Origin of the sequence: Pseudoalteromonas sp. D15MCD-2, assembly GCF_038562745.1 — a bacterium.
Lineage (GTDB): Bacteria > Pseudomonadota > Gammaproteobacteria > Enterobacterales > Alteromonadaceae > Pseudoalteromonas.
Genome location: NZ_JBCFQE010000001.1, coordinates 462,363 through 479,811 on the forward strand (window position 1 = coordinate 462,363; position 17,449 = coordinate 479,811).

General features: G+C 41.8%; 18 protein-coding genes. 4 read left to right on the forward strand and 14 right to left on the reverse strand.

Annotated elements, in window-relative coordinates:
* Positions 1-3: 3 nt before the first annotated feature.
* Together AADY36_RS02085 and AADY36_RS02090 are read left to right on the forward strand one after the other, a co-directional pair.
* A complete protein-coding gene (locus tag AADY36_RS02085; protein ID WP_054561115.1) occupies positions 4-990 on the forward strand; it encodes a DUF2333 family protein in 987 nt (328 codons plus the stop codon).
* A gap of 4 nt (positions 991-994) precedes the next feature.
* Positions 995-1,762: a TIGR04219 family outer membrane beta-barrel protein gene (locus AADY36_RS02090; protein WP_054561114.1), complete on the forward strand. Its 768-nt coding sequence runs from the start codon at positions 995-997 to the stop codon at positions 1,760-1,762.
* Positions 1,763-1,795: 33 nt separating this feature from the next.
* Here AADY36_RS02090 and AADY36_RS02095 read toward each other — a convergent pair whose 3' ends face one another.
* Both AADY36_RS02095 and AADY36_RS02100 read right to left on the reverse strand, forming a co-directional pair.
* The gene (locus AADY36_RS02095) at positions 1,796-2,683 is read right to left on the reverse strand and encodes a TIGR03899 family protein (protein WP_054561113.1); all 888 of its coding nucleotides are present in this window, start codon (positions 2,681-2,683) and stop codon (positions 1,796-1,798) included.
* Complete coding sequence (locus tag AADY36_RS02100; RefSeq protein WP_235575457.1) at positions 2,652-3,158, reverse strand: SRPBCC family protein; 507 nt, start codon at positions 3,156-3,158, stop codon at positions 2,652-2,654. Before AADY36_RS02100 ends, AADY36_RS02095 begins: the two co-directional genes overlap by 32 nt.
* Before the next feature lie 259 nt (positions 3,159-3,417).
* Here AADY36_RS02100 and AADY36_RS02105 point away from each other — a divergent pair, with 259 nt between their 5' ends.
* Together AADY36_RS02105 and AADY36_RS02110 are read left to right on the forward strand one after the other, a co-directional pair.
* Positions 3,418-5,613 carry a bifunctional diguanylate cyclase/phosphodiesterase gene (locus tag AADY36_RS02105; protein WP_054561111.1) on the forward strand — a complete coding sequence of 732 codons (2,196 nt, stop codon included), beginning with the start codon at positions 3,418-3,420 and terminating at the stop codon, positions 5,611-5,613.
* Between the two features lie 121 nt (positions 5,614-5,734).
* Positions 5,735-7,912, forward strand: coding sequence for a YgiQ family radical SAM protein (locus tag AADY36_RS02110; RefSeq protein ID WP_058585936.1), 2,178 nt, complete (start codon positions 5,735-5,737; stop codon positions 7,910-7,912).
* Between the two features lie 78 nt (positions 7,913-7,990).
* On the opposite strand, the gene mgtE is transcribed toward AADY36_RS02110, so the two are convergent.
* The 12 genes from mgtE to AADY36_RS02170 all read right to left on the reverse strand — a co-directional run bounded on the left by mgtE (position 7,991) and on the right by AADY36_RS02170 (position 17,350).
* Positions 7,991-9,349, reverse strand: a complete 1,359-nt coding sequence (mgtE, locus tag AADY36_RS02115; RefSeq protein WP_054561109.1) for a magnesium transporter — start codon at positions 9,347-9,349, stop codon at positions 7,991-7,993.
* Positions 9,350-9,560: 211 nt separating this feature from the next.
* Positions 9,561-9,833: an HPr family phosphocarrier protein gene (locus tag AADY36_RS02120; RefSeq protein WP_054561108.1), complete on the reverse strand. Its 273-nt coding sequence runs from the start codon at positions 9,831-9,833 to the stop codon at positions 9,561-9,563.
* Between the two features lie 13 nt (positions 9,834-9,846).
* A complete protein-coding gene (gene rapZ / locus AADY36_RS02125; RefSeq protein ID WP_054561107.1) occupies positions 9,847-10,692 on the reverse strand; it encodes an RNase adapter RapZ in 846 nt (281 codons plus the stop codon).
* Positions 10,693-11,145 (reverse strand): PTS IIA-like nitrogen regulatory protein PtsN, encoded by a 453-nt coding sequence (gene ptsN, locus AADY36_RS02130; protein ID WP_054561106.1) that lies wholly within the window; start codon positions 11,143-11,145, stop codon positions 10,693-10,695.
* Between the two features lie 3 nt (positions 11,146-11,148).
* Positions 11,149-11,436 (reverse strand): ribosome hibernation promoting factor, encoded by a 288-nt coding sequence (gene hpf / locus AADY36_RS02135; RefSeq protein ID WP_036971325.1) that lies wholly within the window; start codon positions 11,434-11,436, stop codon positions 11,149-11,151.
* Between the two features lie 27 nt (positions 11,437-11,463).
* Positions 11,464-12,960: an RNA polymerase factor sigma-54 gene (locus tag AADY36_RS02140; protein ID WP_054561104.1), complete on the reverse strand. Its 1,497-nt coding sequence runs from the start codon at positions 12,958-12,960 to the stop codon at positions 11,464-11,466.
* Positions 12,961-13,067: 107 nt separating this feature from the next.
* A complete protein-coding gene (gene lptB / locus AADY36_RS02145) occupies positions 13,068-13,793 on the reverse strand; it encodes an LPS export ABC transporter ATP-binding protein (protein ID WP_054561103.1) in 726 nt (241 codons plus the stop codon).
* Complete coding sequence (gene lptA / locus AADY36_RS02150) at positions 13,790-14,311, reverse strand: lipopolysaccharide transport periplasmic protein LptA (RefSeq protein WP_054561102.1); 522 nt, start codon at positions 14,309-14,311, stop codon at positions 13,790-13,792. Before lptA ends, lptB begins: the two co-directional genes overlap by 4 nt.
* Positions 14,301-14,855: an LPS export ABC transporter periplasmic protein LptC gene (gene lptC / locus AADY36_RS02155; RefSeq protein ID WP_062566531.1), complete on the reverse strand. Its 555-nt coding sequence runs from the start codon at positions 14,853-14,855 to the stop codon at positions 14,301-14,303. The genes lptA and lptC overlap by 11 nt, the downstream gene beginning before the upstream one ends.
* A complete protein-coding gene (gene kdsC / locus AADY36_RS02160; RefSeq protein WP_054561100.1) occupies positions 14,852-15,403 on the reverse strand; it encodes a 3-deoxy-manno-octulosonate-8-phosphatase KdsC in 552 nt (183 codons plus the stop codon). Before kdsC ends, lptC begins: the two co-directional genes overlap by 4 nt.
* Positions 15,404-15,406: 3 nt before the next feature.
* The gene (locus tag AADY36_RS02165; protein WP_342408441.1) at positions 15,407-16,378 is read right to left on the reverse strand and encodes a KpsF/GutQ family sugar-phosphate isomerase; all 972 of its coding nucleotides are present in this window, start codon (positions 16,376-16,378) and stop codon (positions 15,407-15,409) included.
* A gap of 3 nt (positions 16,379-16,381) precedes the next feature.
* Positions 16,382-17,350 carry a calcium/sodium antiporter gene (locus tag AADY36_RS02170; RefSeq protein ID WP_239961980.1) on the reverse strand — a complete coding sequence of 323 codons (969 nt, stop codon included), beginning with the start codon at positions 17,348-17,350 and terminating at the stop codon, positions 16,382-16,384.
* Positions 17,351-17,449: the final 99 nt, after the last annotated feature.

The following is a 17,449-nucleotide window of genomic DNA, read 5'->3' on the forward strand; positions in this document are numbered from 1 at the left end:
ATTATGTCTGAGCATAAAGGAAAAATAGCCAGTGCATTACTTATTATACTAATTATTTTTTACGCGATTGCTGTTTACTGGAGTAGTGAACCAGCTCGTATGGATGTTGTTAGCAAGGCAAAACAGGAAGCGCAAATGCGCGGTGAAAAGTTTGTCACCGGCTACACTACAACAACTACGTTGATCAATGTGGCAAGTACATTATTAAATAAGCCTGGCGGCTACTTATCTAACGATATGATGCCACCAAGTGTAATGATGGATAACATGCCGGCGTGGGAATATGGCGCGCTTGAGATGACCCGAGATTTAGTGTTGTCGATGCGTAAAGACTTCAGCCGTTCACAGTCTCAATCAACTGAGCACGAAGCTCTTAAAAAAGCACAGCCGCAATTTAATATAAGCTCGGTAGCATGGGCATGGCCTAGCGCAGAAACTGAATATCAAAAGGGTATTGATTTACTGGTTGTGTATCGCACTCAAATTGCGGATCAGAACGATCGAGATAGCCAGTTTTATGCCCGGGCCGATAACTTACGTGGCTGGTTAAAAGAAGCTGAAAAGCGCTTAGGTAGTTTAAGTCAGCGTCTAAGCGCAAGTGTTGGCCAAGATCGTTTGAACACTGATTTAGCTGGCGATACTGCAGCTCATCAAGCAACATACACCCCTTTGCAAAGCCAAGTAAAAACATCTTGGTGGCAAATTGATGATGTATTTTATGAATCGCGTGGTGCAACGTGGGCATTACTGCACTTTTTACAAGCGGTTGAATATGATTTTGCTGATGTCTTAGAAAAGAAAAATGCTCGTGTTAGTCTGCAACAAATTATTCGTGAATTAGAGGCCACGCAAGAAACTGTGTGGAGCCCAATGATCTTAAATGGCAGTGGTTTTGGTTTTGTTGCTAACCACTCACTGGTCATGGCGAATTATATTTCTCGAGCCAATGCGGCTCTAATTGAACTTAGCGAACTTTTAGCGCAAGGATAAAATGATGAAAAAGTACTGTTTAGCAGCTGCCCTTTCAATGGCCTGTTTAGCTCCAACAGCGCAAGCTGATACATTATTAGGTTTATACCTAGGTGTTGATGGCTGGCAATCAGATAACAGCGGTAGTTTTGCTCAAGACGGAAATCTACAAAGCTTTAAATTTGATGATGAAACGTTTACGAGCTACTACGCAGCACTTGAGCACCCAGTGCCGTTAGTACCAAACATTAAACTAAAATACACTGAACTTGAGTTAAATGGTGATACAACACTTGATGAAACATTTAGTTTTGGTGGTTCTGATTATGTGGTAGGCACACAAGTAGGCACTGTGAGTGATTTATCACATGTTGACTACATCCTATATTACGAAATCTTTGATAATGATTTGGTTTCAATTGATTTAGGTGTAAACGCTAAACAATTTGACGGTGAAATTACGGTAACGGGTACATCGCAAGATGGTGGCCAAAACACGACTGAGCGCGTTGATTTTTCTGGTTTCGTACCTTTAGTGTATGGTCGTGCTGAAGTTGGTTTGCCGTTAACAGGTTTAAGCGTATTCTTTGAAGGTAGCTTACTGGCTATCGACGATAGCAAAATTCAAGACTACCAAGCGGGTGTTGCATACGCTTTACTTGATAACTTAGCAATTGATATGGACATTAAAGCGGGTTACCGCTCAATGACTTTAGAGCTTGATGATATTGATGATATCTACACAGATTTAGATGCATCAGGCCCATTTGCGGGTATTCAAATCCACTTCTAATCGAGTTTTTCGGTTTATATTTAGCTGGCAGCTTTATTTTAAAGTTTGCCAGCTAACTTCAAATTCATCTTCTAATGATGTTGAAAGTATCTGCTTATAAGCCTTATTTATTGGCGATGCGATTAGCTTTCTTAACTCGTCGCCCGTTTGTGTAAATTTATAATAACTGAGTACTAAGTCATTACTTTTTGCTTTTAAAACCAAGCGTTGATTCATAAAGCTCAGTACTAGTTCTTGGCCTGCTTTTAAAACCGCTGATTCGATTTCTTTTCGATACAGTAAGTTAATATCCATCAGAGTAAGAATATCAGGAAAGCTAACAGGGGTTTTCCCTAAATTAAATGACACCTTGTTACCTTTTCTAAGTAAATCAAACAGCGAAGGCTTCTTGTAAAAGCCGAGTAAAATTAAGTGGCTGTTATCTTTTTCATTGAAGCCACACAGTGATGTACAGCGCTGAAGGGCATCTGCTTCGCGCTGAGTCATGTGTTTAAGTGTTTGTAAGCTTTTAATCGAAAAGGTGCCCGGTGACACGGTTTCACCTGCGAGTATTTTTGCCCATAGCTTTTGCATTGAAGAATTAGCTGTGTCTTCACATAAACTAATAAAGCGCTCTATCCAATCAAAATCTGGCTGTTGTTGGCCTGTGACATCGGGGCAAAACGCCATAGCCATCGCCATAATAGTTTCGATATTTTCTTGGCGTTTAATGAATTGAATTTCTTGGCGAGTTTGAGCGCGCTCTAAAAGGCTTGCTTGCGCTTTAATTTGATAAGCTAACTGCTGTTGACCTTGTGCTGAATAGCTGTCATCACCAGCATGGTTGATCCTAGCCGATGATGCCTTATGAATAGGGTAGCCAAGCTGGTTTTCTATGATATTAGCAAGATTAACTCTCGCCTGAGCTGCTTTCACTGTCATCGGTCACACTGTCCTTGCCTGTTGTTGCTAACTGCGCATGAGTTTTGATGTTATTGAGCGCCAGTTTTACTGTGTTATTGAGAATATACTGGCTTAGTAAAGCAAGGTAGCCACCAATAATAGGGGTGTTGACCTCACCTTTTAATGAACACTCAATGTTAACGTTATCGCCTTCAGGTAAATAGCGAATTGTGCCTTGGGCAATGTGTTCTTTATTAAATAAGATATTAAATGAAAGCTGGCTGTTGTCGAGTTGGGTGATGGTCATTTCACCTTCGCCAAAGCGACTTTGCCAAAATTGATGTGCACCTACACCTTGGCTAGGTTCTGCAATGGTAAATTTAATACTCGGGTCGACAGCCTGCCATGGTTGCCATTTAGGCCATTGATTAAAGTCGCCTATAAGGCTTGCAATCTCAGCACTGCTCGCATTCACTTTAATTGATTTGTGAACAGTATATTGCGGTGAAAGCATGAGCCCAATCACAAGTGAGATCAGAATGCTGATAAAAATCGCTTTTAGGGTAAAAATGAGTATTTTAATAATCTCACCTCAGGCAATTGTTTTATAACTTTCATAACATTATACGTAACATAGACTATAATCTGTTTGATACTATATAAGCTATCACTAATGTATCATAGTTAAATAAGTGATAGAATTTTGAGCATCGCTGTAAAATGGAGTGGCGCCATAGTTACAGTATTACGGGGATCACTCTAAGGAATTATTAATGGCATCAGAGAGTAACGACTTTTTGTTTAGTGACCAAGATGACGAACAGTTAGTGGATGAAACTGTCTCTGATTTTTGGGACGTATTAATTGTCGATGATGATCCAGAAATACATTCAGTTACTAAGCTTGCCCTCTCAGGCGTAGAGTTTTGGGATAAAGGGCTGCGATTCCATCATGCCTACTCAGGTGCAGAAGCGCTCGAATTACTTAAAAATGACCATACGATTTCGGTAATACTCCTTGATGTGGTTATGGAGTCAGATGATGCTGGCTTGCAAGTTGTAAAGCAGGTTAGAGAGTGCCTCAATAATCACAATGTGCGCATAATTTTACGTACCGGACAACCAGGCTATGCACCTGAAGAAAAAGTGATCCGCGAATACGATATTAACGACTACAAAACAAAAACAGAACTAACACGTAGTAAACTTATCACTGCCCTTGTAACGGCTATTCGATCTTATGAGCAAGTATGTCAGCTCGAATTTCAAAGCCGCGCGTTAAATAATATTTTGTATGCATCTAAGGCTATTCTTGGTTTTACTGATATCAAAGCCTTTTCAATGGCAGTGATTAAGCAGCTCTCAATTATTTTAGATTGCGAACCGCAAGGTTTACTTTGTGGTTCTATCGAAGATGATAACCAGGTTTATGTTTTAGGTGGTTGTGCTGAATATAATGAGTTTATTGGCCAGGGTATTGAGCAGCTTGATGATGGCCGTATTATCATGCAAGTTAATAACTGCCTAGCCCAAGGTGAGCATCAGCACACCGATGTAGACAGTACGTATTTATTAAAAAGCAAAAACCGCCAAGCAGCTATTTACTTAGAAACCGAGCACACACCAAGTCCTTCACAACTACAATTTGCAGAGATATTTTTAACCAATGTCAGTGTTGGTCTTGATAATGTTAGGTTGTTCAACCGTTTACGTGATGCAGCTTATAAAGATGTTTTAACTGGCTTATCGAATCGTAATGATTTCATGAATAAAGTGGAGCGTTACTACCAGCCGGGTAAAAGTGACTATGTCTTTTTATTAATTGATGTTGCGCAATTCTCAGATATTAATAATGGCTTAGGCCAAGAGATTGGTAACTTATTACTAAATGCCATTGTTGATAGGCTACATCAAGAATACCCAAATGCAAAGCTGCTATCGCGCATTGGTGCAGATGTGTTTGGCTTACTGTTACCCGTTGGTGAATGTGATGTTGAGCTACTACGCGAGCATTTAAGTTTGCCGTTTAATGCCGGTGAACACATTTTACCAATCAACTTTAATATTGGCCTATGTTATCAAGGTGATTTCTTACAAGCAGGGATCGAGACCTTAAAGCTGGGCTACATTGCGCTTAACCAAGCTAAAAAACAATCTTCTGAAATGGTGGTGACGTATACCCCAGACATGGAAGAGAAAATGGCTTGGCGTTTAGGGATCATCAGACAGCTTCGTCAAGATTTTGAGCAGCGTAAATTAGAGGTTTGGTTTCAGCCACAACTTGATTTAAATACACTTGAAATCATTGGCTGTGAAGCGCTACTGCGTTGGCCGTCAGGTAATGGCCAGTATATTTCGCCGGCGATTTTCGTTCCAATGGCTGAAGATGCTGGTTTAATTGTTGATATAGGGCAATGGGTGCTAGAGCAAGCATGTATGCAGCAAAAGCGCCTCGAAGCAATGGGCTTTGCAATTAGCATTGCTGTGAATGTTTCAGTGCCGCAGTTTAAAGTTAAAGGCTATGCGCAGCAGGTTAAAGACACTTTAATTAAGTACGATGTAAAGCCGCAATTTATTGAACTCGAAGTGACCGAAAGCGTGGTAATGGATGAGCTAGCTAATGTGATCACCACATTAAAAGAGCTTAAAGAGTTTGGTATCGAGATTGCGATTGACGACTTTGGTACAGGGTTCTCATCGTTAAGTTACTTGCAAAAACTTCCGCTAGACAGACTTAAAATAGATCGCGCCTTTATTAAAGATTTACCAGGTCAAGATTGTCAGGCGATTGCTGCGTTAATTATTTCTCTTGGTGCAAGGTTAGGCTTAAAAACCATAGCAGAAGGGGTCGAGACACAAGCGCAAGCAGATTATTTAGCCCAGCTTGGCTGTGATGAAGTGCAAGGCTTCATGTATGCTAAGCCTATGCCAGAAAAAGAGTTAATTACCTACCTGCAAGCTAAACAATAGAAAGTTTCAACAAAAGCATATTAATTAAACAGCGCCCTCCCATGTGAAGGGCGTTTTGTTTTCTATAATAATCTATAAGACTGAGGTATAATTCGCCCCTTTTGTTAGCAGAGTACACTTTATGAGCGCATTAAAAGCCGAGCGAGGCCTGTTTTCTTACCCTAAGTATTGGGCTGAATGCTATGGCACGGCGCCATTTTTACCAACCACTCGTGCAGAAATGGACGCGTTAGGCTGGGATAGCTGTGACGTGATCATTGTCAGTGGTGATGCGTATGTAGATCACCCTAGTTTCGGTATGGCTGTGATAGGGCGTATGCTTGAGTCACAGGGTTTTCGTGTGGGTATAATTGCACAGCCTGATTGGAACTCAAAAGATGCCTTTATGGCGTTAGGTAAGCCTAACTTATTCTTTGGTGTTACAGCGGGTAATATGGACTCGATGATCAACCGTTATACTGCTGAAAAGCGTATGCGTCATGATGATGCTTATACGCCGGGTAACATAGGCGGTAAACGTCCTGACCGTGCGGTAGTTGTATACAGCCAACGCTGTCGCGAAGCTTATAAAGATGTGCCGCTGATCATTGGTGGTATTGAGGCGAGTTTACGCCGTATTGCTCATTATGATTATTGGCAAGAAAAAGTACGCCGTAGCGTATTGTTTGATGCCAAAGCTGACATTCTAATTTACGGTAATGCTGAGCGCCCACTTGTTGAAGTTGCCCACCGTATTGCCGCGGGTGAGTCGGTTGAGACAATTCAAGATATTCGTGGTACTGCGGTTATTCGTAAAGAACCATTACCGGGTTGGCGTGGTAGTGACTCAACTGCAATAGATAAAATAGGTAAGATTGATCCAATTCCAAACCCGTATGGCGCAGATGATGTGGGTTGTAGTAAATCTGAATTTAAAAAAGCAGGTATTGATTTAAGTGCCGAGGCGGCTAAGCCAATCACTGTTCAGCCAGCTCGTCCTAAGCCTTGGGAAAAGACCTACGTTAAGCTGCCAGCGTATGAGCAAGTAAGCGTAAATAAACCGCTTTATGCCCATGCCTCGCGTATTTTGCACCAAGAAACAAACCCAGGTTGCGCCCGTGCGTTATTTCAACGCCATGGCGATCGTTCTATTTGGGTTAACCCGCCTGCATTTCCGCTTGAAACTGAAGAAATGGATGGCGTATTTGGTTTGCCATATCAGCGTATTCCGCACCCAAGCTACGGCGATGAAAAAATCCCAGCCTATGAAATGATTAAAACCTCGGTGAACATCATGCGTGGTTGCTTTGGTGGCTGTTCTTTCTGTTCGATTACAGAGCACGAAGGACGTATTATTCAAAGCCGTTCTGAGCAATCAATTATTGATGAAATTGAACAAATTCGTGACAGAGTACCGGGCTTCACTGGGGTTATCTCTGACTTAGGTGGACCGACAGCGAATATGTACAAGTTGCGCTGTAAGAGTAAAAAAGCAGAGAGTACATGCCGACGTTTATCATGTGTTTATCCTGATATCTGTAAGCACATGGACACGGATCACACCCCAACTATTGAGCTTTATAAAAAAGCCCGTGATGTAAAAGGTGTAAAGAAAATTTTGATTGCGTCTGGCGTACGTTATGACTTAGCTGTAGAAGACCCTCGCTATGTAAAAGAGTTGGTTACCCATCACGTAGGCGGGTACTTAAAAATTGCCCCTGAGCATACTGAAGATGGTCCATTGTCTAAGATGATGAAGCCGGGCATGGGAGCTTACGATAAGTTTAAAGAGCTATTTGATAAATACTCAAAAGAAGCGGGTAAAAAGCAGTATTTGATCCCGTATTTTATTTCTGCTCACCCAGGAACGAAAGACGAAGACATGGTGAACATGGCGTTGTGGTTAAAGTCTAATGACTTTAAGCTTGATCAAGTGCAAAACTTTTATCCATCGCCGATGGCCAATGCAACCACGATTTATCACACTGAGATGAACTCGCTGCGTAATATTAAGAACAATACTGAGCAAGTGCCTGTTCCAAAAGGCGCACGCCAGCGTCGCTTACACAAAGCGATTTTACGTTACCACGATCCTGCTGGTTGGCCGATGATCCGAGAAGCACTAAGAAAAATGGGCAAAGCGAATCTAATCGGTAAAGGACCGAACTGTTTGGTACCTGAAGAAGGTCGTAACGAGAAAGCTGCTAGAGGAAAGGGCGGTAAAGGCCGTGCGGCACTGACTCGTCACACCGGTTTTAGCCAGTTTAAAAAGGCCAATACCAAACCTCGAGTAGGTAAAAATAAGCAGCGCGCAAAGTAAATAGATATAAATACGGCCCTTTAAGGGCCGTTTTTATTTATACCAATTCGCTTAACTAAGTATTATTGCGAATTGGTATTAGATCAATAACCAAGTTGCAGTGCCTAAAAAGGCAAAGATACCAACAATATCAGTGACGGTTGTCAGCACTACGCTCCCTGCAAGGGCTGGGTCAATTTTCATTTTCTTAAGAATTAATGGAATGCTCGCACCCGCAATACCAGCGGCAACAAGATTCATAAACATTGCAAAGGCCAGCACTGCGCCGAGTTTAAAGTCCCACTGCCATAGGGCAACCACACCAGCAATTAATATCGACCAAATAATGCCATTCAGTGCGCCAATCGCTAACTCCTTAAGTAATAAGAAGCGTTGGTTGGTTTGGTTGATATGACCAACCGCTATACCACGAATAACCAGAGTTAGGGTTTGGCTACCCGCAACCCCCCCCATTGAAGGGACGATACCATTGAGTACCGCTAAAATAGGCAAGATTGCTAAGGTGTTTTCGAAAAAGCTTGCCACAATTGCTGCTAACAATGCGGTTAATAAGTTAACCCCAAGCCAAATAGAGCGACGCTGCGAACTTTTTAGCACTGGCGCAAAGGTATCTTCTTCGTCGTCAAGACCAGCGAGGCTTAGCATGCTGTGCTCTGCATCTTCACGGATTACGTCAACGATATCATCAATAGTAATACGACCAAGCAAGTGAGCGTTATCATCCACAACAGGCGCTGAAATCCAGTTGTGACGCTCGAACAGTTGAGCTACATCACTTTCATCCATAGAGATTAGGATTGACTCACAGTCTTCATCCATTAAATCACGAACAATTTTATCTGAAGGACTGGTCAGCAATGTAGTTAATGAAAGCGCGCCTAAAAAGCAGTTATGCTTATCAACTACATATAAGTCATCGGTACCCTCTGGTAGCTCACCTCGTAAGCGTAAATAGCGCAGTACAACATCGAGAGTAACGTCAGGACGAATGGTGACCGTATCGCTGTTCATCAAGGCACCGGCTGAGCGCTCTTGATAAGAAAGTGCTTGAGTTGCTCTCTCTCTATCTTGCGAATCCATGGCACTGACAACGTCTTGATATACGGTATCAGGAAGACTACGTAAAACCTCACCTAAGTCATCGTCGTCCATATCTTCAGTGGCAGCAGCAATGTGCTCAGGCTCCATCTGGGCAATAATGCCAAGACGTACATCTTCAGAGAGTTCTTCTAGAACATCACCACGGACATCTGGATCAACCAGCTGCCAAAGCATACGACGAATTTTATGGGGAGAAGACTCAAGTAAAAGGGCTGTATCACAAGGTGCCGTTTTGGCTAACATACCGCGCACTTGAACAAATTGACCACTATTGAGTGACTTGGTCACTTGTTTGAGTTGTTGTAGTGGATAATCTTGTTCAAAGGCTTCTGGCATTGGCGTCCTTACAACTGAAAAAAGTTTAAATAGGCTAAGCAAATACAGCATAGTTGCTTTGTAGTGTATTTGCAGAGATATCGTCGCACTGCGATAAATTTATTAAGAGTTTTGTAATTTAGAAAAGCGAGCGATATAAAAGTAGGATATTTAAAGGGAATTTTAAATATCCTAATTAAGTTTACCGTAAACCTTGAAGTCTTAGCAAATGCTATTCTTGCTCGTGGAAGCGTTGTGCAATTAATTCGCCGATTGCCGTTAATGCAGCATCGGCGTCAGGGCCTTCGCACACAACGCGAACTTCTTTACCCTGACTACTTTCAAGTAGCATTAATGCTAACACGCTGTCGCCTTCAGCTTCTTTATCATCTTGATAAAGCGTAATTTTGGCATCAAATTGCAGTGCTAATTGCGCTAAAACAGTAGCAGCACGAGCATGTAAGCCAAGTTTGTTTTGAATTAAAAAGGTATCTTCAGCGTGCATTGTTGGTGCCTAATTAAATGTCTTGTTCGCGGTGGCGAATTTTTACATTAGCATGGCTTTTGGCAAAGCTCTCACCAATTGTTTGCGCTAAGTAAACAGAGCGATGCTGGCCGCCGGTGCAACCAATAGCAATGGTCAGGTAACTGCGGTTATTACGCTCTAAATGTGGCAACCAAGTTTGCACAAAGGTTTGTATTTGCCAAGTGAACTTTTGCACTATGCTGTGGCTAGCTAGGTAATCTTTTACTGGTTGATCAAGGCCAGTTAGTGGCTTTAAATCAGGTTCCCAGTGTGGGTTAGGTAAAAAGCGTGCATCAAAAACGTAGTCAGCTTCTTTTGGAATACCATGCTTAAAGCCAAACGACATAAAAGTAATAATTAGCTTTTTATCTTTTTTACCTAAAATCTTTTCGCGAATTGATTCTGCTAACTGATGAACACTCAGATCAGTGGTATCAATCATAAAGTCAGCGCGAGTGATCAACACATCAAGCAGGATTTTTTCTTGTTTAATGGCCAGATCAAGCGGCAAAGAATCAATAGATAGTGGATGCAAGCGGCGTGTTTCTGAAAAGCGCTTGATCAGAGTTTGGTCATCACTGTCTAAATAGAATAGTGTTGGGTTTGCGAAACCTGGCAGGTACTCAAGAATATCATTAAATTCTTGCTGCTCTTTCGGTAAGTTACGTACGTCGATACTGACCGCTATTTTATCGTAGTTATCAGACACACTACGTACGAGCGAAGGCAGTAAATTAACCGGAATATTATCAACGCAATAATAGCCTAAGTCTTCAAGTACTCGTAAAGCGACCGATTTACCTGAGCCTGAGCGACCGCTGATAATTATTAATTCCATTTATGCCTCTGCTGATATGACCTGAAACAGTTGCTGATCGGTAGTAGCACTACGCAGCTGTTTACAAAATTCTTTATCTTTAAGTCTATCAGCAATTGTTGATAAGGTCTTTAGGTGAAGCTGACAGTCACCATCTGGTACGATGAGTGCCACAAAAATATCAACTGGACGATTATCAATTGCATCAAAATTAATAGGGGATTCACTCACTATCACAAATGCATGAGGCTCATCTGCGCCGCTCATTCGGCCATGTGGAATAGCAATACCTCGGCCAATGCCGGTGCTACCTAGTTTTTCTCGGTTGAGTAAAGCATCTAGGATATCTTGTTGCGATAAATGAGGAAGCTGCTGGTGGGCCAGTTCGCTGATATATTCAAGAATTCTTTTTTTGCTATTAAAAAGGACCGCAGCTTTGCTGCAGTCCTGGTTAGTAAGTGAACTTAGTTTCATAATTTAATGTCGAGCTAATTTCTCTTTGTGTTTAATGACTTGGCGATCAAGTTTATCGATCAGTGAGTCAATGGCTGCGTACATATCTTGATGTTCTGTAGAAGCGAACAATTCGCCTCCGTTTACATGTAAAGTTGCTTCTGCTTTTTGGCTTAATTTTTCTACATCTAGAATGACATGAACATTATTAATATGGTCAAAATGCCTTTCTAGTTTTGCAAACTTGGTGTTTACATAGTCTCTTAATGAATCTGTGATTTCTACATGACGACCAGTTAAATTTAGTTGCATAAGCATTTTTCCTTCTATGTAAAACGTCTAAATCAGACTCTTACGCTGATTAGACGGAGGTATTGCTAGAGACTCACGATATTTTGCAATTGTACGTCTAGCTACTTTAATTCCTTGCTCAGCCAATATATCTGCAATTTTGCTATCACTCAATGGTTTAGCTGAGTTTTCTGCAGCGACTAACTTCTTGATTAAAGCGCGTATTGCTGTAGAAGAACACTCACCACCATTTTCGGTGCTGACATGGCTTGAGAAGAAATATTTCAACTCAAAAATACCCCGTGGGGTATGCATATATTTTTGCGTTGTTACCCGTGAAATCGTCGATTCATGCATTTCGACCATTTCAGCAACATCATTTAGCACCATCGGCTTCATTGCCTCAGGGCCATGCTCAAAGAAAGCTTGTTGTTGTTGAACGATACAGTTGGTCACCTTTAATAGCGTATCGTTACGGCTTTCTAAGCTCTTAATAAACCACTTTGCTTCTTGTAAGTGAGAGCGAATAAATTGGCTGTCGCTACTTGATTTAACAGAGCGAGACATAGCTGCATATTGGCTGTTCACTCTAATCTTTGGCATACAATCTGGGTTTAACTCGACTACCCAGCGGCCTTTCACTTTTTTCACTGATACATCAGGTATAACGTACTCAGATTCTTCGCGTACTATGCTATCCGCAGGCTTAGGATTTAAGCTGTGGATGAGCGTCATCACTTCTTTAAGCTCGTTTTCTTTAAGCTTAGTCTTTTTCATCAAAGTTCGATAGTCGCGACTCGCTAATAATTCGATATGCTCAGATAAAACCATTTTAGTTTCAGCTAAATATGGCGTATCGGCATCGAATTGGCGTAGCTGAATGCACAGACATTCTTGTAAACTGCGCGCGCCAATACCCACAGGATCAAATAACTGAATTCTTTTTAAGACCGCTTCGACTTCATCAAGTTCGATTTCTTCTTCATCGTTATTTTGATTAAAGCTTTCGACTATATCTTCACAGCTTACCGTTAAAATACCTGAATCATCGATAGCTTCTACAATTGCCACAGCAATCGCTTCATCAGTAGGGCTAAATGGCGTGAGCTGTAATTGCCACATTAGGTATTCGTGAAGAGTTTCGGTTGATGCACCTTGATAGATAGACTCATCTTCAGGCATTGGCCCTGATGATGTTGAAGGGGCGGCACTCATGTACTCATCCCAAGTAACATCCATGGCTAAGTCATCGCTTACGGTGTCTTTATTGAGAGCATCACTACTTTCTTGCTCGTACTCGCTAGGTGCTTCTTCGGCAGACGCGCTGACTTGCACATCGTCAGACTCCGCTTTTTGCTCATTCTTGCCGGTGCTTTCTTCATTGTAATCCGCTTCTTCCACTTCAAGTAGGGGATTACTATCAAGCGCTTCTTGAATTTCTTGCTGGAGATCCAATGTACTGAGCTGCAACAAACGAATCGCTTGTTGCAGTTGTGGAGTCATTGTAAGTTGCTGGCCCATGCGCAGCTGTAATGATTGCCTCATGTATCCCTAACAATCCTTTTTAAGTTATCGATAACTGTAAAAACACAGTTATCGATTTATTGTCATTGTTATAAGTCTAGCAGATGCTCTAGTCGCTGGCGTAATGGTTACAGCCTGAATTGCTCGCCTAGATATACATCGCGTACAGTTTGGTCTGCTAATACGTGCTCAGGTGTGCCTGATGCAATTAGCTCCCCATGAGAAACAATGTAGGCTTTTTCACAAACATCAAGGGTTTCTCGAACATTATGGTCAGTAATTAGTACACCGATACCACGATTTTTTAGGTGCTCAATAATTTTCTTTATATCTAACACTGAAATTGGATCAACACCAGCAAAAGGCTCATCTAAAAGGATAAATTTAGGATTAGCGGCTAATGCGCGAGCAATTTCTACACGGCGTCGCTCACCACCTGACAGCGCCATACCTTGGCTGTCACGAATGTGTTGAATACTAAATTCATCTAGTAAGCTATTTAGTGTTTCTTCGCGACCTGCTTTGTTTAGATCTTTGCGGGTTTCTAAAATAGCCATCAAGTTTTGGTAAACCGTTAACTTTCGAAAAATTGACGATTCTTGTGGCAGATAGCCGATACCTAAGCGGGCACGATTGTGCATTGGTAAAAGGGTAATATCGTTATCATCAATGCTGATTTTACCTTTGTCGCTTGGGACTAGGCCTACAATCATATAGAAGGTGGTGGTTTTACCCGCACCATTTGGGCCAAGCAAGCCAACAATGCTGCCAGCTTCAACTTCAAGACCGACATTTTTAACCACTTGGCGGCCTTTATAGCTCTTAGCTAAAAGCTCTGCTTTTAATGTACTCATGGTTGACCTTTATTGTCTTTTTTATTTTCAACAGGCACTAAAATAGTGTGTACACGATCTGTTGAGTTTTCGTCTTTTTCAGCACTGATCAGCTGCTGTGCCATATCATAGGTAATGCTTTTTGCTGTTACTTTTTGACCTGCTTGAGTAACTTCAGCTTCACCATTTAAGGTTAAGAAGCGTTTTGCAACATCATAACGAACTTCTTCGGCGCTGGCGCTCATCACGGTGCCATCAGTTTGCTTTTCTTCGAAGTAAGCAGGCTTACCTGTGGCAATAATTAACTCTACTGTACCTTCGGTGTCACCGCCGTGTGCTTCAAGGCGTTCAGCGGTAATACGACGATTACCATGCACGATCTCTACATTACCTTCGAATATGCCAACGCCATCTTTTAGTTTACCTACTTGGCGATCTGAGCTAATGCTAATCTGAGCGCCAGTTTGTTCGGCAGCTGCGCCCGAAAAGGCAATCAATAAGCTTGGGATCAGGAGTAATTTCTTCAGTTTATTGGTCATAGTATATGGTTCGTGTATGGTTAGTTAACTCAACAATTTCGGTTTTTAAATCGGCTTTTAAGCCTTTACCGGTAATCTTTAAATTCGGTCCTGTTAGTGTCACAGGTTGCTTAGAAAACATGGTCATTTTATCAATATCGACATTAATGTTTTCTGCTTTTATATCTTCAATCATGCCGTTGTGGGTTAAGTTTTTAGCAACTACATCCCCTTCAAAAATCAGTTGATCGTTTTCATACAATGTGGCTTCTTTGGCTTTTACTTGCCAAACCTGCTGGTCGCCATAAATAGTAAAAATAGGTTGCTCAAAAAAGGTAAACCCTAATTGTTGATACAACTCCATTTTAGCAGCAGCCACTTTATGACTAATTTTGCCTTGCTCATCATACGCTGTTTGCTTTAACGCCACAGCAGTGTAATCAGGTGTTGCGATGATCTCGTCTTCACTAGTTATTGTGTCTGTTGATTGGTTAAAGTACGGGTACCATAACCACACCATGCAACAAACAAAAACAATACTCAGTAAAATACGGGCTATATTCATGCGCTGGTTCCATCGCTAGTTAACGGCTTACCGTTTTCTAACATCAGTAAATCAGTTAATTCACGCACAGCTCCAAAGCCACCTGGTAATAATGTGGTGTAATGAGCCAGCTTTTTAATCAGTGGGTGTGCGTCGTTTACAGCAACAGCAAACCCTACTTTTTCCATTACTGGTAAGTCTGGACCATCATCACCAATATAGGCAATTTGTTCATCAGTCAGCCCCAGTTTATCTTTTAACTCTTGATAAGCAATCAGCTTATCTTCTTGTCCCTGATAAATGTGCTGAACTGTTAGGCTAGTCATTCGCTGCTGAACTATTTGTGAATGGCGGCCAGTAATCACAGCCACTTCAAAGCCACTATTAATGAGCGCTTTAATACCAAAGCCATCTTTAGTATTAAATGCTTTAAGCTCTTCGCCATCATTACCTAAATAAATTCGGCCATCAGAAAAAACACCATCTATATCACAGATTAGCAGTTTTACTTTTTGTGCGCGCTGACTCACATCAGGGCTAAGAGGCTGGTATAGCTCGGCGAATGTCATTGCTTAAAGAACTCCTGCTTTTAATAGGTCTTGCATATTAAGGGCACCAATTGGCGTATTACTTTGATCTACCACAATTAAACCATTGATACGTTTACGTTCCATAATATTTAAAGCTTCAGCTGCAAGCATATCAGGGCGAGCAGTTGTACATGAACTAGTCATCACTTGGCTAATTGCAGTGCTATGGATATCGATGCGCTGTTCTAAAATACGGCGTAAGTCACCATCAGTGAATAACCCGGCTAACTTTTCGTCTGCTCCGATTACAGCGGTCATACCAAGGCCTTTGGCTGACATTTCGATTAGTGCGTCTTTAATGCTTTGGGTTTCGCTAACGATTGGTGTGGCGTCGCCTGCGTGCATCACATCATCTAATGTAAGCAATAAACGTTTACCTAAGCTGCCACCCGGGTGTGAAAGCGCAAAGTCATCGGCTGTGAAACCACGGGTTTCAAGTAATGCAACCGCCATTGCATCGCCCATAACCAAGGTTGCAGTAGTACTTGCAGTTGGCGCAAGGCCTAACGGACATGCCTCTTGGCTTACTTTAATGCACACATGAACATCAGACAGTTTTGCCATGGTTGAGTCTGGGTTGCCTGTTAGTGAAATCATCTTTGCGCCAATGCGCTTAATAACAGGGATAATGCTGAGTACTTCGCTGGTCTCACCTGAGTTCGAAATACACATCACCACATCATCACGGGTGATCATGCCTAAATCACCGTGGCTTGCTTCGCCAGGGTGAACAAAAAATGCAGGTGTGCCAGTACTTGCAAGGGTCGCCGCAATTTTATTACCAACGTGGCCTGACTTGCCCATACCAATCACAATAATACGACCTGTACATTGGAACATTAATTGGCAAGCGCTATCGAAATCTTGATTTATATATTGCTCAATTTCTTGTAAAGCTTGTGCTTCAATTTCGAGTACGCGCTTACCCTGCGCGATAAAGCTAGGTTGTGTCATTAATTATCCTACTTGGCTGAAAATATAGCCCTGATATGCAATAAATGCGACTAACAAGAAGCCACCTTCTACTCTATTGATACGACGAGCACCTTTAAAGTTCAATGACATGGCAATCAACACAATCGTTGCTGCAATCATGATAAGTGCATCGCGGTTTGCCGCAGAAGGGTCAATAATTGACGGATTGATAATACCTGCAAGTGGTAATACGGCGAGTAAATTGAAAATGTTTGAGCCAACGATATTCCCGAGCGCTAAATCGTCTTCGTTCTTTAATACCCCAGCAATACAGGCTGCCAGCTCTGGTAGGCTGGTACCAATAGCAATTATGGTTAAACCTATTACAAGGTCTGATAGACCAAAATATTTCGCAATATCAACGGCTGATTCAACTAAAAAGTGTGAACTAATTGGTAATAAAATCATGCCGATGACTAACCAAAATACGGCAGATTTGGTACTGACATCATTCGGAACATCTTCACATGCTTCGCTGACAAATGGGTCATCTTGGTTTTTAGCACGCAGAGAAACAATAACTAAACCACCAATAAACACCGCAAAAGCAATCATCAAGGCAATGCCTTCAGCGAACGAAAAATAGTTATCTGAGAACACATACCAAGCGGCTACTGAGATTAACAGTACCAGCGGCATTTCGCGTTTAAGTGTCATTGAAGATACTGAAAGAGGGCGTAGTAAAGCTGTGACACCAAGTACAAGTAAGATGTTAGTAATGTTAGAGCCGACCGCATTACCTACCGCAGTATCTGTTTTATCAGCAAGTGCTGCCGATGCAGATACCATCATTTCAGGGGCTGATGAGCCCATAGCAACAACGGTTAAACCAATGATTAGGGTGGGGATCCCCATATTTTTTGCGAGTGCAGCCGCCCCATAAACAAACCGATCGGCACTCCAAACGAGTGCAGCAAAACCAATAATTAAAATGACAAAAGAAGTCACCATTGTGATACGCCAACATTACTTATACAGATGACTGCAAATAGTAACAAAAGCGAACCTGAAAGTATAAGTAAAAGAATGGGCTGGCGAGCATAAAGCGTG

What these genes read in the sequence shown, in the direction of transcription:
- AADY36_RS02085 (WP_054561115.1), top strand. Translation starts at nt 4, where the DNA reads ATGTCTGAGCATAAAGGAAAAATAGCCAGTGCATTACTTATTATACTA.
- AADY36_RS02090 (WP_054561114.1), top strand. Translation starts at nt 995, where the DNA reads ATGAAAAAGTACTGTTTAGCAGCTGCCCTTTCAATGGCCTGTTTAGCT.
- AADY36_RS02095 (WP_054561113.1), bottom strand. Translation starts at nt 2,683, where the DNA reads ATGACAGTGAAAGCAGCTCAGGCGAGAGTTAATCTTGCTAATATCATA.
- AADY36_RS02100 (WP_235575457.1), bottom strand. Translation starts at nt 3,158, where the DNA reads ATGCTTTCACCGCAATATACTGTTCACAAATCAATTAAAGTGAATGCG.
- AADY36_RS02105 (WP_054561111.1), top strand. Translation starts at nt 3,418, where the DNA reads ATGGCATCAGAGAGTAACGACTTTTTGTTTAGTGACCAAGATGACGAA.
- AADY36_RS02110 (WP_058585936.1), top strand. Translation starts at nt 5,735, where the DNA reads ATGAGCGCATTAAAAGCCGAGCGAGGCCTGTTTTCTTACCCTAAGTAT.
- mgtE (WP_054561109.1), bottom strand. Translation starts at nt 9,349, where the DNA reads ATGCCAGAAGCCTTTGAACAAGATTATCCACTACAACAACTCAAACAA.
- AADY36_RS02120 (WP_054561108.1), bottom strand. Translation starts at nt 9,833, where the DNA reads ATGCACGCTGAAGATACCTTTTTAATTCAAAACAAACTTGGCTTACAT.
- rapZ (WP_054561107.1), bottom strand. Translation starts at nt 10,692, where the DNA reads ATGGAATTAATAATTATCAGCGGTCGCTCAGGCTCAGGTAAATCGGTC.
- ptsN (WP_054561106.1), bottom strand. Translation starts at nt 11,145, where the DNA reads ATGAAACTAAGTTCACTTACTAACCAGGACTGCAGCAAAGCTGCGGTC.
- hpf (WP_036971325.1), bottom strand. Translation starts at nt 11,436, where the DNA reads ATGCAACTAAATTTAACTGGTCGTCATGTAGAAATCACAGATTCATTA.
- AADY36_RS02140 (WP_054561104.1), bottom strand. Translation starts at nt 12,960, where the DNA reads ATGAGGCAATCATTACAGCTGCGCATGGGCCAGCAACTTACAATGACT.
- lptB (WP_054561103.1), bottom strand. Translation starts at nt 13,793, where the DNA reads ATGAGTACATTAAAAGCAGAGCTTTTAGCTAAGAGCTATAAAGGCCGC.
- lptA (WP_054561102.1), bottom strand. Translation starts at nt 14,311, where the DNA reads ATGACCAATAAACTGAAGAAATTACTCCTGATCCCAAGCTTATTGATT.
- lptC (WP_062566531.1), bottom strand. Translation starts at nt 14,855, where the DNA reads ATGAATATAGCCCGTATTTTACTGAGTATTGTTTTTGTTTGTTGCATG.
- kdsC (WP_054561100.1), bottom strand. Translation starts at nt 15,403, where the DNA reads ATGACATTCGCCGAGCTATACCAGCCTCTTAGCCCTGATGTGAGTCAG.
- AADY36_RS02165 (WP_342408441.1), bottom strand. Translation starts at nt 16,378, where the DNA reads ATGACACAACCTAGCTTTATCGCGCAGGGTAAGCGCGTACTCGAAATT.
- AADY36_RS02170 (WP_239961980.1), bottom strand. Translation starts at nt 17,350, where the DNA reads ATGGTGACTTCTTTTGTCATTTTAATTATTGGTTTTGCTGCACTCGTT.